Source organism: Pseudomonas sp. GM84 (assembly GCF_000282535.1).
GTDB lineage: Bacteria > Pseudomonadota > Gammaproteobacteria > Pseudomonadales > Pseudomonadaceae > Aquipseudomonas.
The window spans coordinates 1-14,786 of the sequence record NZ_AKJC01000024.1 but is presented as its reverse complement, the minus strand read 5'-3'; the positions used below and the strand labels follow the sequence as shown (position 1 = coordinate 14,786).

Sequence of the window (14,786 nt, the reverse complement as noted above, 5' to 3'; positions counted from 1 at the left end):
CCGGCGATGGGGCCGGTACTGACTAGCGAGGATCCAGCCAGACCATTGAAGCGAAGCGCCCACCCTGCGGGGTACGGCGATAGGAGAAGAACCGCTCATCACTGACCGTGCAGTAGCCCCCGCCATAAACGGCAGTGACCCCACGCGCCGCCAGACGAATGCGCGCCAGTTCATAGATGTCGGCCATCAGCTTGCCCGGCCGCTCGCCGTCGACAAACGCCCTGCCCGCTTCAGGATGCACCGCCGTAAAGGCATCACGCACCTCCAGCCCCACCTCGAACGCCTGCGGGCCAATGGCCGGGCCCAACCACACCAGCACCTCTTCAGGTGGCAGTGCCAGGCGATCGAGGGTGGTTTCCAATACGCCACCCGCCAACCCGCGCCAGCCGGCATGGGCGGCAGCCACGCGCGTACCGGCGCGGTCGCAGAACAGCGCGGGCAGGCAATCGGCGGTCATCACGGTACAGGCAATGCCGGGCTGGTCGGTCCAGCTGGCATCGGCTTCGGCCACCGCAGCTGGGTCGGCATCTGCCACCACAAGACCATGCACCTGCTTGAGCCAGGCCGGCTGGATGGCGAACGCGTCGCTCAGGCGGCGGCGGTTCTCGGCGACCGCAGCGGGGTCGTCGCCCACGTGGTCACCGAGATTGAAAGTCTCGAAGGGCGGCAGACTGACGCCGCCCTGACGAGTGGTAACGCAGGCGCGCACCGAGGCCGGGGCCGGCCAGTCGGGAAACAACAGCGACTGCGTCAGACCACTCATCCGATAAACGCCTCGCGGTCCTGGTTCAGCAGCGACAACAGCCAGGTGAAGTCGTCCGGCAGCGGCGAAGCCCATTCCATCCGTTCACCGGTGGTCGGGTGATCCAGTGCCAGGAAGCGCGCGTGCAGCGCCTGGCGCGGGAAGTTCTTGACCGCCTCGACCATGGCCACGCTGGCCGCCGGCGGAATGCGGAAACGCACACCGTAAGTCTGGTCGCCGACCAGCGGATAACCCACATGCGCCATGTGCACACGAATCTGGTGGGTACGCCCGGTTTCCAGCTTCACCCGCACATGGGTGTGCGAACGGAAGCGCTTGAGCACCCGGTAGTGGCTGACCGCAGGCTTGCCACCTTCAGTTACCGCCATGCGCTGGCGCACGCCACCGTGACGGCCGATCGGCGCGTCGATCTTGCCCCCGGCGATCACCACCCCCACCACGATGCACTCGTAGATCCGGCTGACCGTGCGGCTTTGCAGCTGCTCGACCAGCTTGGTCTGCGCTTGCAGGGTCTTGGCGACGACCATCAGTCCGGTGGTGTCCTTGTCCAGGCGGTGGACAATGCCCGCACGCGGCACGTTGATGATATCCGGCACATGGTGCAGCAACGCGTTGAGCAGGGTGCCACTGGCATGCCCGGCAGCCGGGTGCACCACCAGGCCGGCTGGCTTGTTGATCACCAGGATCTGGTCGTCTTCATAGACGATGTCCAGCTCGATGTCTTCGGCCACCCACTCGCCCTGGGCCTCTTGCTCGGCCTCCAGGGCAAGCAGCGAGCCACCATGGACGGTATCTCGAGGGCGCAGGACCGCGCCATCGACCGTCAGGCGACCCTCTTTGATCCACGAAGTAAGCCGCGAACGCGAGTACTCTGCGAACAATTGGGCGGCGACCTGGTCGAGGCGTTGACCGCCCAGTTCGGACGGTACCTCTGCGCTAAGTTGAATGATCTCGGACATGCTCGATTCGGCGGGCGTACAGCCTTTGGTTTCGACTGCACGCTTGTGGTTAAATACGGCTTCTTTTGTCCCGGGGTTGGCCGGGGCGCTCATCATAACAGGACGGCTCCGCCCAAGACAGCGGCCGTCAAAGGGACGCAAGCCGCCATGCAAGTGAAACACCTGCTGCTGATCGCCATCCTCGGGCTCACCGCGGCCTGTTCCTCCAATAAGGAAGTCATTGACGAGAACCTCAGCGAGGCCGAGCTGTACCAGCAGGCCCAGGCTGACCTGGACAATTCCAGCTACACCAGCGCGGTGAACAAGCTCAAGGCCCTGGAGTCGCGTTACCCGTTCGGCCGCTACGCCGACCAGGCGCAGCTCGAGCTGATCTACGCCAACTACAAGAACGCCGAGCCCGAGGCCGCCAAATCGGCTGCCGAGCGCTTCATCCGCCTGCACCCGCAGCACCCGAACGTCGATTACGCCTACTACCTCAAGGGCCTGACTTCGTTCGACCAGGACCGTGGCCTGCTGGCGCGCTTCCTGCCGCTGGACATGACCAAGCGTGACCCGGGTGCCGCCCGCGACTCGTACAACGAGTTCGCCCAGCTGACCAGCCGCTTCCCCAACAGCCGCTACGCGCCGGACGCCAAGCAGCGCATGATCTACCTGCGCAACCTGCTGGCCGCCTACGAAATCCACGTGGCCGACTACTACCTGACCCGCCAGGCCTACGTCGCCGCCGCCAACCGTGGCCGCTACGTGGTAGAGAACTTCCAGGAAACCCCATCGGTCGGCGACGGCCTGGCAGTAATGGTCGAGGCCTACCAGAAGATGCACCTGGACGACCTGGCCGCCACCAGCCTGGAAACCCTCAAGCTCAACTACCCGAACCACCCGAGCCTGGTCGATGGCCAGTTCGAGCCCAAGCAGACCGAGTCTGATGGCCGCAGCTGGCTGTCCAAGGCCACCCTGGGCATGATCGAGACCGATACCCCGCTGCCGCCGGGCGAAACCCGCGCCAACCAGGACGTGGTCCGCCAGTTCCAGGACGCCCGCTCCGAAATGCCGGAAGAGCTGCTGCCCAAGGACGAGAACGGCGACCCGATCCTGCCGGAAGGGCCGAAGGAAGCGGAAAAAGACCGCTCGTGGTTCAGCTACATGACCTTTGGTCTGTTCGACTGATTCAAGCGCTAATAGAAAGGGAGGCCAAGGGCCTCCCTTTTTTATTGGCAGCATCCTAGACTGTCGCCTTCATCATTCGACAAGCTGGACACCATGGTTCGTCTACTTTTCTGGATCGCCGTGATCGCCGCCGCGTACTGGCTGTGGCGCAAATTCAAGATCAGCCAGCAATCGCCTTCCGAACCGAAGCTCGACGCCCCGCTGAAAATGGTGCGTTGCGCCCATTGCGGGGTGCACCTGCCCAATGACCGGGCGCTGCACCGGGGTAACGAGTGGTATTGCAGCCCGGCGCATCTGGAGCAGGGGCCGGGGCGGCAAGGCTGATCTGCAGCTACCTCACTGACGCCATCGCCGGCAAGCCGGCTCCCACAGGTACAGCGCAGGTTTCGAGTTCTGTGCAGTACCTGTGGGAGCTGGCTTGCCAGCGATTGGCCCGCAAAGCGGGCCCGAGGCTCTCAGCCCAGACGCCCTTCCGGTGCATACGGCGCCGGATCGATAATCGGCTCTACGCCCGTCAACAGGTCAGCAAACAACTGGCACGAAGCCGGCGCCAGCACCAACCCATTGCGGTAATGCCCGCAGTTCAGCCACAGCCCGTCATGCCCAGGCACACGCCCGATATACGGAACACCTTCGGGTGAACCTGGCCGCAATCCAGCCCAGTGCCCCACCACTTCGGCGACCTCAAGCTCGGGCAGCAGTTCGATTGCCGAGGCCTTCAGGCTGGCCAGCGCCTCCTCGGTCGGGGTCTTGTCGTACCCGGCATGCTCCAAGGTGCTGCCCACCAGAATATGCCCATCCCGACGCGGGATCGCATAGCGCCCCTTGGCCAGGACCATGCTCGGCAGAAAATCCTCGGCGCACTTGAACAGGATCATCTGGCCTTTCACCGGCTCCACCGGCAGCTCAAGGCCAAGTGTGCGCAGCAGGTCGCCGCTCCAGGCGCCAGCGCTGAGCACGACATCATCGGCCTGCAGCACACTTTCTTCGGTCTGCACGCCGGTGACACGCCCACCTTCCTGGACAAAGCCGGTGATCTGGCAGTGTTCGCGCAACGTCACGTTGGGCATTGCCTGCAGCGCCGCTTTGAGCGACTTGACCAGCCGAGGGTTGCGCACGTTGGCCACGCCCGCCATGAAGATCGCGCGCTTGAAACCCGGGCCCAGTACCGGCACGGCATCATAGGCAGCCGAGATATCCACAGCGCTCAATGGCCGCCCCTCGCGCTCGGCCCAGGCCAGGGCCTCGGCCTCGTCATCCAGATCGAGCCAGTACAGGCCCGTGGTGTGAACTTCCGGATCGAGGCCCGTGCTGGCGAACAGGCGCTCGCCCAGCTGTGGATAAAAGTCCTGCGACCAGTGCGCCAGGGCGGTCACCGCCGGGCTGTAACGCCAGGGGTACAGCGGCGAGACGATACCGCCACCGGCCCAGGACGACTCGCGGCCGACTTCGCCTTGATCACACACCACCACCTGTCCGACCTTCGCCGCCAGGTTGAATGCTGTCAGCAGGCCGATCACCCCGCCGCCGACCACCACTACTTGCTTGCTCATCTGTCGATCCAACACCTGAAGTAAAACCGCGATGCACGGGCATCATTCACCCCTCAGCTTCCCCAACAGCGATCTCCGGCCTCGACGCCGCCCGGATTGCTGCGCACGAGCGCCTGGTCGAGCTGGAAATCGCCACAGCGGTCGTCGGCCATCAGACCATGCGGCAAGCGCCGAGCAAGCAGCGTGAAGGTGTCGCTGCCACGAATGGCCTGCAGGCGGTAATGACGATTGGCGACGGGCAACGCAGGGTCGCCTTCGGCGTACTGGCCAGTGCGCAAGCGATGCTGCTCAAGGCGCAGGGCGGCGTCATGCAGCAGGCCGACCACTTCGCTGCGTGCGGCTCGCCGGAGCTGGTCGCTGTAACTGGGGTAGGCAATGGCTGCCAGAATGCCGGTGACGGCCATGACAATCAACAACTCGATCAGGCCAAGGCCTTGCTGCATGTCAGTCTTCCCTCAGTCTCTGGCGCCAGAGGATGCGCCGGGGTGCCTCTGCTTGAGCAGTCGGCACGGCATAGACGGCTTCCAACACCTGCCTGGCTGCCAGTTGCTGGCTGACTGCGGTCACCCGGTACAAGGTGACCTGCTCGCCTTCCGGCATATGCACGGCTTTGCGGGTGACGCCCAGGTTCTGTAGTTGGTAGTAGCCGCTCTTGCTGCTTTGCCATGACCCTTGCAGTTCGTGAGGCCTCGGCGGCGGCAGGCAACCTTCGCAAAGCTCCGGCGGCCCCCGTGTAAATGCCTCTTCAGCAGCCCGCAGTGCGTCCTCCGCCTGTTCGAATGCCAACAAGCCATCGCGCATGACGCCTGTCATTCGTGTTTCAACCAGCGCATCGCGCAGGGCTGAGGCAGACAACAGGCTCAATAACAGGCACAGCACCAGCGCCAGCAGCAAGACCACACCCCGCTGGCCATTCATGGCCCGGGCACCGGATTGCGCAGCGCTACGCTCAGCTCATGGTGTTGCTCGATCTGAAGCGTTGGCTCATACATCGTCAGTTGCAGGTCGACCCTCTGCCCTTGCGGGCTTTGTACAAGTGCCACCTGCAGTTCTCGAACATGATCGACCAGAGACTGGCTATGACTGCGCCTTGTGAACATGAGCGTGGTGCCTGACAACGCGTAGCGAATGCGGCTGATGGGTATTGCCATGAGGTTGTCTGTGCCCGGGTAGCGCCCGTCCTTTACCTGTGCCTCCCGGCTACAGTCCGTCAGCAGAGTCCAATCCGCAGCTCCGGTATGTCCAGGCAACTCGGCGACGACCAGACTCAGGCTGGACGGGCCAACCTCCAGGGGACGGGCGAAGGCCTGCCGGGCTGTCGGAGCCTTGAAGTCATCTGGCTGCAGTCGCAGGCAACCGAACATTCCGGCCTGGCGGATATCCTGTGCCATGCGCAACAGCGCCAACCGAGCGTCATCCTGCAAGCGCAATGCAGCACTCTGCAGGCGCCAGCTCTGGTGGGCGGAGGCGAATAATTGAGTGGTCGCCGCCAGCACCATCAGCCCCACAGTCAGCGCCAGCGTGGCTTCGAGCAAACCGAAACCGCACTGACTACGCCTCATTGCCGGCGCCCCTCTCATACTCACTGTGCGCCGCCATCGCGGCCTGCCCATCGCGACGCGCACTGTCGACGGCCTGCAGCGCCTTGAGCTGCAAGGCAGCTGCGGCAAATATGCCCACGGCCACCACCAGCACTGCCAACAGCACTTCCAAAAGCGTCATGCCCCGCTGCTTTGCGTGCATCCCTGCACCTCCTGCGACTTTTCCCGCAATTGCCCTGAACTTGCTCGACTGGACCTCATGTCCAACGACCGTGAAGCTACAGCGAAGCACTTCCAGGGAGGAATGCACGGTGAAGCAACGAGGGGTAACACTGATACAAATGATGTTTGCCTTGGCCACGGCCGCTGTGCTGACACAGCTCGGTATGCCGGCCTACGCCAGGTTGAGCGATGACCTGCACAGGGCGGCAGCAGCCCGGGATCTGGCTCATGCACTGCGAAGCGCGCGCAGCCACGCCATGCTGCAGCGGCAGCCGGTGATGGTGCAGCCGTTGGAAAACGACTGGGGGAAAGGCTGGCGGGTAATGCTTGAAAGCAACCAGCAGTTGTTACGCGAACACCGCCTTGCACGGCCCTTGATCATCGCGAGCAATACCGGTGAGCAGGTGAGGTTCAGTGCGCTGGGGGTACCCTTGGGGCCAACCAACAACTTCACAGGCGCAACGCTGGAAATTTGTGGCAGCCAGTATCACGTTGTACTGGCAAGCGCCGGCAGGATAAGCCTGCGCACGGAGGACCGAGAGAATCCCCTGTGCGCAGGCCGCTGATCAGATCAGCGAGCGAACCCGCAGCTCTTTGGGCATGGAGAACGTGATGTTCTCCGGGCGCCCATCCAGCTCTTCGGCGCCAGTGGCACCCCAGGCTTTCAGCTGGTCGATCACGCCACGTACCAGTACTTCGGGAGCCGAAGCACCGGCTGTGATGCCGATCCGCGCCGCCTGGTCGAACCAGTCGCGCTGCATATCCTCGGCACCATCGATCAGGTAGGCCGGGGTGCCCATGCGCTCTGCCAGCTCACGCAAACGGTTGGAGTTGGAGCTGTTGGGGCTGCCCACCACCAACACCACGTCACACTCGTCGGCCAGTTGCTTGACGGCGTCCTGACGGTTCTGTGTGGCGTAGCAGATGTCGTCCTTGCGCGGGCCACCGATGTTCGGGAAGCGCGCACGCAGGGCGTCGATAACCCGGCTGGTGTCGTCCATCGACAGCGTGGTCTGGGTGACGAAGGCCAGGTGGTCCGGGTTTTTCACCTGCAACTTGGCGACATCTTCTTCGTCTTCGACGAGGTAGATGGCGCCGCCGTTGCTGGCGTCATACTGGCCCATGGTGCCTTCGACTTCCGGGTGCCCTTCATGGCCGATCAGGATGGTTTCGCGACCATCACGGCTGTACTTGGCCACCTCGATATGCACCTTGGTGACCAGCGGGCAGGTCGCGTCGAACACTTTCAGGCCACGGCCGGCGGCTTCCTGGCGCACGGCCTGGGAAACGCCATGGGCACTGAAGATGACGATGACATCGTCCGGCACCTGGTCCAGCTCCTCGACGAAGATGGCGCCGCGGTTGCGCAGGTCTTCCACCACGAACTTGTTGTGCACCACTTCATGGCGCACATAGATCGGCGGGCCGAAGACTTCCAGCGCACGGTTGACGATCTCGATCGCCCGGTCGACCCCCGCGCAGAAGCCGCGTGGGTTGGCGAGTTTGATTTGCATGCTGGGCTCCAGGCTTACAGGGCCTTCACCCCGAGGATCTCCACCTCGAAGGTCAGGGTCTTGCCAGCCAGTGGGTGATTGAAGTCGATGGTTACCTGGTCGTCATCGAACGCTTTGACCACACCCGGCAGCTCGGTGTTGGCGGCATCGTTGAAGATGATCAGCAACCCTTCGGACAACTCCATGCCTTCGAAATTGGACCGCGGCATGACCTGCACGTTCTGCGGGTTGGGCTGGCCGAAGGCATTCTCCGGGGCTACTACCACGGTGCGTTTGTCACCGGCCTTGAAGCCGAACAGCGCGCTCTCGAACCCAGGCAGCAGGTTGCCGTCGCCAACCTTGAAGGTGGCCGGGGCCTTGTCGAACGTGCTGTCGACGGTGTCGCCGTTTTCCAGGTGCAGCGCGAAGTGCAGGGTGACTTCGGTGTTCTGGCCGATACGGGTGTCAGTCATGGACCGGATCCTCGGACTTCTTGCTCTTGAACATATCCAGCGCCAGCATCACCGCACCAACGGTGATGGCGCTGTCGGCCAGGTTGAAGGCCGGGAAATGATGAATATTCTTCCAATGCACCAGGATGAAATCGACCACATGGCCAAGCACGATGCGGTCGTAGAGGTTACCCAGCGCGCCGCCAAGCACCAGCGCCAGTGCAACCGCCAGCCAGGTCTCGTTGCGCCCGAGGCGCTTGAGCCAGACTACCAGCACACCGCTGACCACCACGGCGATCAGGGCGAACAGCCAGCGCTGCCAGCCGGAGCTGTCGGCCAGGAAGCTGAACGCGGCGCCGGTGTTGTAGGCCAAGGTCCAGCTGAAGTAGTCAGGGATGACCACGATCTGCTGGTACATGCTCAGTGCATTGTTGAAATACAGCTTGGTGGCCTGGTCCAGGACCAGTACCACCAGGCTTAGCCAGAGCCAGGCAAGGCGCCCGAAGCGCCCCGCTGCAGGGTTAGGCATAGTGGCGCACCTCGCCCGAACCGCTCAGGTTGTCGACGCAACGGTCGCAGATTTCCGGGTGCTCCGGGTGGCTGCCGACGTCGGCGCGGAAGTGCCAGCAACGGCCGCACTTGGCGTGACCGGACTTGACCACTTTCAGCTTGAGGCCTTCGACTTCAGTGGCCACCGCTTCGGCCGGCGCCTGGGTGAACGGCACCACGCTGGCGGCGGAGGTGATCAGCACGAAGCGCAACTCGTCGCCCAGCTTGCTCAGGTCGGCGCTCAGGCCTTCGTCGGCGAACAGGGTGACTTCAGCCTGCAGGTTGCCGCCGATGACCTTGGCGGTACGCTGGTTTTCCAGCTCCTTGTTCACTGCGGCCTTGACCGCCATCACGCGGTCCCAGTAGGCGCGGTCGAGCTCGGTGCCTTCCGGCAGCTCGCTCAGGCCTTCGTACCAGCCGTTGAGCATGACCGATTCGTTGCGCTCGCCCGGCAGGTACTGCCAGATTTCGTCGGCGGTGAAGGCCAGGATCGGCGCGATCCAGCGCACCAGCGCCTCGCTGATGTGGTAAAGCGCGGTCTGGCAGGAACGGCGGGCGACACTGTTGGCGCCGGTGGTGTACTGGCGGTCCTTGATGATGTCGAGGTAGAAGCCGCCCAGCTCCTGCACGCAGAAGTTGTGGATCTTCGAGTAGACGTTCCAGAAGCGGTATTCGCCGTAGTGCTCTTCCAGCTCGCGCTGCAGCAGCAAGGTGCGATCCACGGCCCAACGGTCCAGGGCAATCATGTCTTCCGGCGCCAGCAAGTCGCGGGAAGGGTCGAAGCCCGACAGGTTGGAGAGCAGGAAGCGCGCGGTGTTGCGGATACGGCGGTAGGCGTCGGCGCTGCGCTGCAGGATCTGCTCGGAAACGGCCATTTCACCGGAGTAGTCGGTGGCCGAGACCCACAGGCGCAGGATGTCGGCACCCAGGGTGTTGTTGACCTTCTCCGGCTCGATGGTGTTGCCCAGCGACTTGGACATCTTGCGGCCGCTCTCGTCCACGGTGAAACCGTGGGTCAGCAGCTCGCGGTACGGCGCGTGATTGTCGATCGCGCAACCGGTCAGCAGGGACGAGTGGAACCAGCCACGGTGCTGGTCGGAACCTTCCAGGTACAGGTCGGCGCGCGGGCCGGTGGCGTGGCCGATGTCGTGCGAGCCGCGCAGGACGTGCCAGTGCGTGGTGCCGGAGTCGAACCAGACGTCCAGGGTATCGGCGATCTTGTCGTACTGGCCAGCTTCGTCACCGAGCAGTTCGGCGGCGTCCAGCTTGAACCAGGCTTCGATGCCTTCCTGCTCGACGCGCTTGGCTACCTGCTCCATCAGCTCGACGGTGCGCGGGTGCAGCTCGCCGGTCTGCTTGTGCAGGAAGAACGGGATCGGCACGCCCCAGTTGCGTTGACGCGAGATGCACCAGTCCGGGCGGTTCGCGATCATCGAGTGCAGGCGTGCCTGGCCCCAGGCCGGGACGAACTTGGTGTCTTCGATGGCTTTCAGCGCGCGCTCGCGCAGGGGCTCGCCCGTGCTCGGCTGCTTGTCCATGCCGACGAACCACTGCGCGGTGGCGCGGTAGATCAGCGGGGTCTTGTGGCGCCAGCAGTGCATGTAGCTGTGGCTGATGGTTTCGGTGTGCATCAGCGCACCGACTTCGCTCAGTTTCTCGACGATGGCCGGGTTGGCCTTCCAGATGAACTGGCCGCCGAAGAACTCCAGCGACTCCACATACACGCCGTTGCTCTGCACCGGGGTGAGGATGTCGTCGTTGACCATGCCGTAACGCTTGCAGGTGACGAAGTCGTCTTCACCGTAGGCCGGTGCGGAGTGGACCACGCCGGTACCGGCGCCCAGTTCGACGTAGTCGGCCAGGTAGATCGGCGACAGGCGGTCGTAGAACGGGTGGCGGAAGTTGACCAGCTCCAGGGCCGAACCTTGGGCGGTGGCGATGACCGAGCCTTCCAGGTTGTAGCGCTTGAGGCAGGACTCGACCAGCTCTTCGGCCAGCACCAGCAGGCGCTCACCGGTATCGACCAGGGCGTACTTGAACTCCGGGTGAATGTTCAGCGCCTGGTTGGCAGGGATGGTCCACGGGGTGGTGGTCCAGATGACGATGGCGGCAGGCTTGGCCAGGGCAGGCAGGCCGAAGGCAGCGGCCAGCTTGTCGGCGTCGGCGACCGGGAAGGCCACGTCGATGGTCTGGGATTTCTTGTCGGCGTACTCGACTTCGGCCTCGGCCAGTGCCGATGCGCAGTCGAAGCACCAGTTCACAGGCTTGAGGCCCTTGAACACGAAACCTTGCTTGACCATTTCTGCCAGGGCGCGGATTTCGCCGGCCTCGTTGGCGAAGTTCATGGTCTTGTAGGGGTTGTCCCAGTCACCCAGCACGCCCAGACGGATGAACTCGGTCTTCTGCCCTTCGATCTGCTCGGCAGCGTACTCGCGGCACAGCTCGCGGGTACGGTCGGCGGTCAGGTGCTTGCCGTGGGTGACTTCGACCTTGTGCTCGATCGGCAGGCCATGGCAGTCCCAGCCCGGCACGTAAGGTGCGTCGAAGCCCGACAGGGTCTTGGAGCGGACGATCATGTCCTTGAGAATCTTGTTCAGCGCATGACCGATGTGAATCTTGCCGTTGGCATAGGGCGGGCCGTCGTGCAGGACGAACTTGGGACGATCCTTGCCAATTTCGCGCAGCTTCCGGTACAGGCCAATGCTGTCCCAGCGCTGCAGAATCTGCGGTTCGCGCTGAGGCAGGCCGGCCTTCATGGGGAAGGCGGTGTCCGGAAGGTTAAGCGTGGCTTTGTAGTCGGTCATTTCAGGCTCTTCGTTAGCGGTTGAGCGTGCCAATGTGCACGTGCGGCGGCGATATCCGCATCGATCGCCGACTTCAGCGCCTCCAGGGAGGCGAATCGCTGCTCTTCACGCAGCTTGTGGTGGAATTCCACCGTCAGGCGCCGGCCATACAGATCGCCGGCATAATCCAGTAGATGAATCTCGAGGTGCGGGCGGCCGTCGCCGGCCACGGTGGGGCGTACCCCGATGTTGCCGACACCCGGCCAGGCCTTGCCGTCGATTTCGATGCTGGCCAGGTAAACCCCGGACAGCGGCACGCGGCGGCGCTTGAGCTGGATGTTGGCGGTGGGCGTGCCCAGCTGGCGGGCCAGCTTCTGGCCGTGCAACACGCGCCCGGTGATGCGATAGGGGCGGCCCAGCAGGTGCTCGGCCAGCTCGAAGTTGCCTTCGGACAGGGCCTTGCGCACCTCGGTGCTGCTGACCCGCAGGCCATCCTGGATCACCGTGTTGGCAGCCTCGACGGTGAACCCGTATTGCTTGCCAGCGTCGACCAGGAAGGCGAAATCGCCGGCACGGTCGCAACCGAAGCGGAAGTCGTCGCCTACTTCGAGGTGGCGCACGCCCAGGCCGTCGACCAGGATCGCCTTGACGAATTCATCGGCGCTGAGCTTGCTCAGGCGCTGGTTGAAAGCCAGGCACAACACCCGGTCGATCCCTTCCGCGGCCAGCAGCTCGACCTTGTCGCGCAGGCGCGCCAGGCGGGCCGGTGCAGTGTCGGGAGCAAAATACTCGCGCGGCTGCGGTTCGAAGATCACCACGCAGGTCGGCAGGCCCAAGGCCTGGCCGCGCTCGCGCAGGCGCGCCAGGATAGCCTGGTGGCCACGGTGAACCCCGTCGAAGTTGCCAATGGTGGCGACACAGCCCCGGTGCTCGGGGCGCAGGTTGTGAAGACCTCGAACCAGCTGCATAACGCGCTTCTTGCTCATAAAGTGGCCGATTATAACCACACCCGGGCGCTGGTGACAGGCAGCAGCGCCCGGGGGCGGCGTGGAATACGAAAAACCGACGCCTGACCCGCCTCGTGCCTCAGTGCAGGGCCTTGCGGGCGAAATGCCGGGGCCTGAAGCCACATAAGTAGAGGCAACCGAAATAAGTCACGACGCCTGCCAGGATCAACGCTCCCAGACGCAGGAAGCGATCAAGCATGTTGCCTTGTTCCCAGGCCGGCAGATAGTGCATGCCCAATAGCAGCACCGCGGACATCAGCGTCACCGCCAGCACCAGTTTGAGCAGGAACATCGTCCAGCCCGGCTGGGGTTGGAACAACTGCTGGCTGCGCAGCTTCCAGAACAGCAGGCTGGCGTTCAGGCAGGCACCGAGGCTGATCGCCAGGGCCAGGCCGGCGTGCTTGAGCGGGCCGACCAGTGCCAGGTTGAACAGCTGGGTGCAGACCAGGGTGAAGATCGCGATCTTCACCGGCGTGCGGATATTCTGCTGCGCATAGAAGCCCGGTGCCAGTACCTTGACCAGAATGATTGCCAGCAGGCCGACCGAATAGGCGATCAGCGCGCGCTGGGTCATGGCCGCATCGAAGGCGCTGAACTTGCCGTACTGGAACAACGCCACGGTCAGCGGCTCGGCCAGAATCGCCAGGGCCAGGGTGCAGGGCAATACCAGCAGGAAGCATAGGCGCAGGCCCCAATCCATGATTCGCGAATACTCTTCACGGTCCTTGTTGGCGTAGGTCTTGGCCAGGGTCGGCAGGAGAATGGTGCCCAGCGCCACGCCGAGCACGCCCGAAGGCAGCTCCATCAGGCGGTCGGCGTAGTACATCCAGGACACCGAGCCGGCCACCAGGAAGGAGGCGAAGATGGTATTGATGATGAGCGAGATCTGACTGACCGAGACGCCGAGAATCGCCGGCAGCATCTGCTTGAGCACCCGCCACACGCCGGTGTCGCGCAGGTTCAGGCGTGGCAGCACGAGCATGCCGATTTTCTTCAGCGCCGGCAGCTGGTACAGCAACTGGGCCAGCCCCCCTGCCAGCACGCCCCAGGCCAGGGCCATGATCGGCGGGTTGAAATACGGCGTGAGCAGCACGGCAAACGCGATCATCGCCACGTTGAGCAGGGTTGGCGTAAAGGCCGGAACCGAGAAGCGGTTCCACGTATTGAGGATGGCGCCGACCAGGGACGACAGGGAAATCAGCAATATATAAGGGAAGGTCACCCGCAGCAGGTCGGTGGTCAGCTCATATTTCTCGGCGTTGTCGACAAACCCGGGCGCGGTGACCCAGACCACCCAGGGGGCTGCGAGAATGCCGATGGCCGTGACCAGGGCCAGGACCAGCGTCAGCAGGCCGCTGACATAAGCGATGAAAGTACGCGTCGCCTCCTCGCCCTGTTGAGTCTTGTATTCGGCAAGAATCGGCACGAATGCTTGGGAAAAGGCCCCTTCGGCAAAGATGCGTCGCAACAGGTTGGGCAGTTTGAAAGCGATGAAAAATGCGTCGGTGGCGATTCCGGCACCGAATACACGGGCCAGAATGGTATCGCGCACGAAGCCCAAAACCCTGGAAATCATGGTGATGGAGCTGACTGCAGCCAGTGATTTGAGCAGATTCATCGAAAAGATTCACGCCAAAGACAGAGGACGCTGCCAGACAGCGTCCGAATGTGCGATACTCCCGCGCCTTCGCAGGGAAGCCAAAATTCCCGAGTTTACAGGTCGCGCAGCAGAAAGGAATCTTTCCCTCCTGTTGGCGCACCGCTCGGCGGAACCCTGCAGGTGGCCTTGACATCCGCTCGACTGATCGGCATGATTCGCGGCCTATTTTGTTTGCTATTTACCTAAAGTCTTTCGAGGAGCTCGACGGTGGCCAACACACCTTCCGCCAAGAAACGTGCAAAACAGGCTGAGAAGCGTCGCAGCCACAACGCCAGCCTGCGTTCCATGGTCCGCACCTACATCAAGAATGTAGTTAAAGCCATCGACGCAAAAGACGCCGAAAAAGCGCAAGCCGCTTACGTTCTGGCTGTACCTGTAATCGACCGTATGGCCGACAAGGGTATCATCCACAAGAACAAAGCAGCTCGCCACAAAGGCCGTCTGAATGGCCACATCAAGGCGCTGAAAGAAGCAGCAGCTGCCTAAGCGACGCTTGTCGAAAAACCGACCCTAGGGTCGGTTTTTTATTGCCTGCGATTTGATGATCTTGGCTGTAAGGGCCTCATCGCCGGCAAGCCGGCTCCCACAGGTACTCCACAGTTCTTGAAATCTGTGACATTCCTGTGGGAGCCGGCTT

The 14,786-nt window shown here is 63.2% G+C and carries 17 protein-coding genes; 4 read left to right on the top strand and 13 right to left on the bottom strand.

What is annotated here, in order from left to right:
* Window positions 1-22 precede the first annotated feature (22 nt).
* Together pgeF and rluD are read right to left on the bottom strand one after the other, a co-directional pair.
* Complete coding sequence (gene pgeF / locus PMI38_RS02215; protein WP_008090126.1) at window positions 23-763, bottom strand: peptidoglycan editing factor PgeF; 741 nt, start codon at window positions 761-763, stop codon at window positions 23-25.
* Entirely contained in the window at window positions 760-1,722 is a 963-nt protein-coding gene (gene rluD / locus PMI38_RS02210) for a 23S rRNA pseudouridine(1911/1915/1917) synthase RluD (protein WP_043272812.1), read from the bottom strand. The genes pgeF and rluD overlap by 4 nt, the downstream gene beginning before the upstream one ends.
* 147 nt (window positions 1,723-1,869) lie before the next feature.
* Between rluD and PMI38_RS02205 the strand changes: the two genes are divergently transcribed.
* Complete coding sequence (locus PMI38_RS02205) at window positions 1,870-2,889, top strand: outer membrane protein assembly factor BamD (protein ID WP_008090121.1); 1,020 nt, start codon at window positions 1,870-1,872, stop codon at window positions 2,887-2,889.
* Between the two features lie 93 nt (window positions 2,890-2,982).
* Window positions 2,983-3,213 carry a PP0621 family protein gene (locus PMI38_RS02200; protein ID WP_008090119.1) on the top strand — a complete coding sequence of 77 codons (231 nt, stop codon included), beginning with the start codon at window positions 2,983-2,985 and terminating at the stop codon, window positions 3,211-3,213.
* A 131-nt stretch (window positions 3,214-3,344) separates the two neighbouring features.
* Here the strand turns inward: PMI38_RS02200 and thiO are convergent, their stop codons facing one another.
* Genes thiO through pilV form a run of 5 tightly spaced genes read right to left on the bottom strand, consistent with a single transcriptional unit; the run spans window position 3,345 to window position 6,185 of the window.
* Window positions 3,345-4,442 (bottom strand): glycine oxidase ThiO, encoded by a 1,098-nt coding sequence (gene thiO, locus PMI38_RS02195; protein WP_008090115.1) that lies wholly within the window; start codon window positions 4,440-4,442, stop codon window positions 3,345-3,347.
* A gap of 53 nt (window positions 4,443-4,495) precedes the next feature.
* Window positions 4,496-4,885 (bottom strand): type IV pilin protein, encoded by a 390-nt coding sequence (locus tag PMI38_RS02190; protein WP_008090112.1) that lies wholly within the window; start codon window positions 4,883-4,885, stop codon window positions 4,496-4,498.
* A 1-nt stretch (window position 4,886) separates the two neighbouring features.
* A complete protein-coding gene (locus tag PMI38_RS02185; RefSeq protein WP_008090111.1) occupies window positions 4,887-5,360 on the bottom strand; it encodes a hypothetical protein in 474 nt (157 codons plus the stop codon).
* Window positions 5,357-6,004 (bottom strand): PilW family protein, encoded by a 648-nt coding sequence (locus PMI38_RS02180; protein WP_008090109.1) that lies wholly within the window; start codon window positions 6,002-6,004, stop codon window positions 5,357-5,359. Before PMI38_RS02180 ends, PMI38_RS02185 begins: the two co-directional genes overlap by 4 nt.
* Window positions 5,994-6,185 carry a type IV pilus modification protein PilV gene (pilV, locus tag PMI38_RS02175; protein WP_008090108.1) on the bottom strand — a complete coding sequence of 64 codons (192 nt, stop codon included), beginning with the start codon at window positions 6,183-6,185 and terminating at the stop codon, window positions 5,994-5,996. Before pilV ends, PMI38_RS02180 begins: the two co-directional genes overlap by 11 nt.
* 109 nt (window positions 6,186-6,294) lie before the next feature.
* On the opposite strand from pilV, the gene PMI38_RS02170 reads away from it, so the two are divergent.
* Window positions 6,295-6,771 (top strand): GspH/FimT family pseudopilin, encoded by a 477-nt coding sequence (locus tag PMI38_RS02170; RefSeq protein WP_008090105.1) that lies wholly within the window; start codon window positions 6,295-6,297, stop codon window positions 6,769-6,771.
* Here PMI38_RS02170 and ispH read toward each other — a convergent pair whose 3' ends face one another.
* The 6 genes from ispH to murJ form a co-directional block, all read right to left on the bottom strand.
* Window positions 6,772-7,719, bottom strand: a complete 948-nt coding sequence (gene ispH / locus PMI38_RS02165; protein WP_008090104.1) for a 4-hydroxy-3-methylbut-2-enyl diphosphate reductase — start codon at window positions 7,717-7,719, stop codon at window positions 6,772-6,774.
* 14 nt (window positions 7,720-7,733) lie between these two features.
* A complete protein-coding gene (gene fkpB, locus PMI38_RS02160) occupies window positions 7,734-8,171 on the bottom strand; it encodes an FKBP-type peptidyl-prolyl cis-trans isomerase (RefSeq protein WP_008090102.1) in 438 nt (145 codons plus the stop codon).
* Window positions 8,164-8,679, bottom strand: coding sequence for a signal peptidase II (gene lspA / locus PMI38_RS02155; protein WP_008090100.1), 516 nt, complete (start codon window positions 8,677-8,679; stop codon window positions 8,164-8,166). The genes fkpB and lspA overlap by 8 nt, the downstream gene beginning before the upstream one ends.
* Window positions 8,672-11,503, bottom strand: a complete 2,832-nt coding sequence (ileS, locus tag PMI38_RS02150; protein WP_008090099.1) for an isoleucine--tRNA ligase — start codon at window positions 11,501-11,503, stop codon at window positions 8,672-8,674. Before ileS ends, lspA begins: the two co-directional genes overlap by 8 nt.
* Window positions 11,500-12,450: a bifunctional riboflavin kinase/FAD synthetase gene (ribF, locus tag PMI38_RS02145; RefSeq protein WP_008090097.1), complete on the bottom strand. Its 951-nt coding sequence runs from the start codon at window positions 12,448-12,450 to the stop codon at window positions 11,500-11,502. The genes ileS and ribF overlap by 4 nt, the downstream gene beginning before the upstream one ends.
* Window positions 12,451-12,568: 118 nt before the next feature.
* Window positions 12,569-14,107, bottom strand: a complete 1,539-nt coding sequence (gene murJ, locus PMI38_RS02140) for a murein biosynthesis integral membrane protein MurJ (RefSeq protein WP_008090096.1) — start codon at window positions 14,105-14,107, stop codon at window positions 12,569-12,571.
* 249 nt (window positions 14,108-14,356) lie between these two features.
* On the opposite strand from murJ, the gene rpsT reads away from it, so the two are divergent.
* Entirely contained in the window at window positions 14,357-14,635 is a 279-nt protein-coding gene (gene rpsT, locus PMI38_RS02135; RefSeq protein ID WP_003247625.1) for a 30S ribosomal protein S20, read from the top strand.
* Window positions 14,636-14,786: the final 151 nt, after the last annotated feature.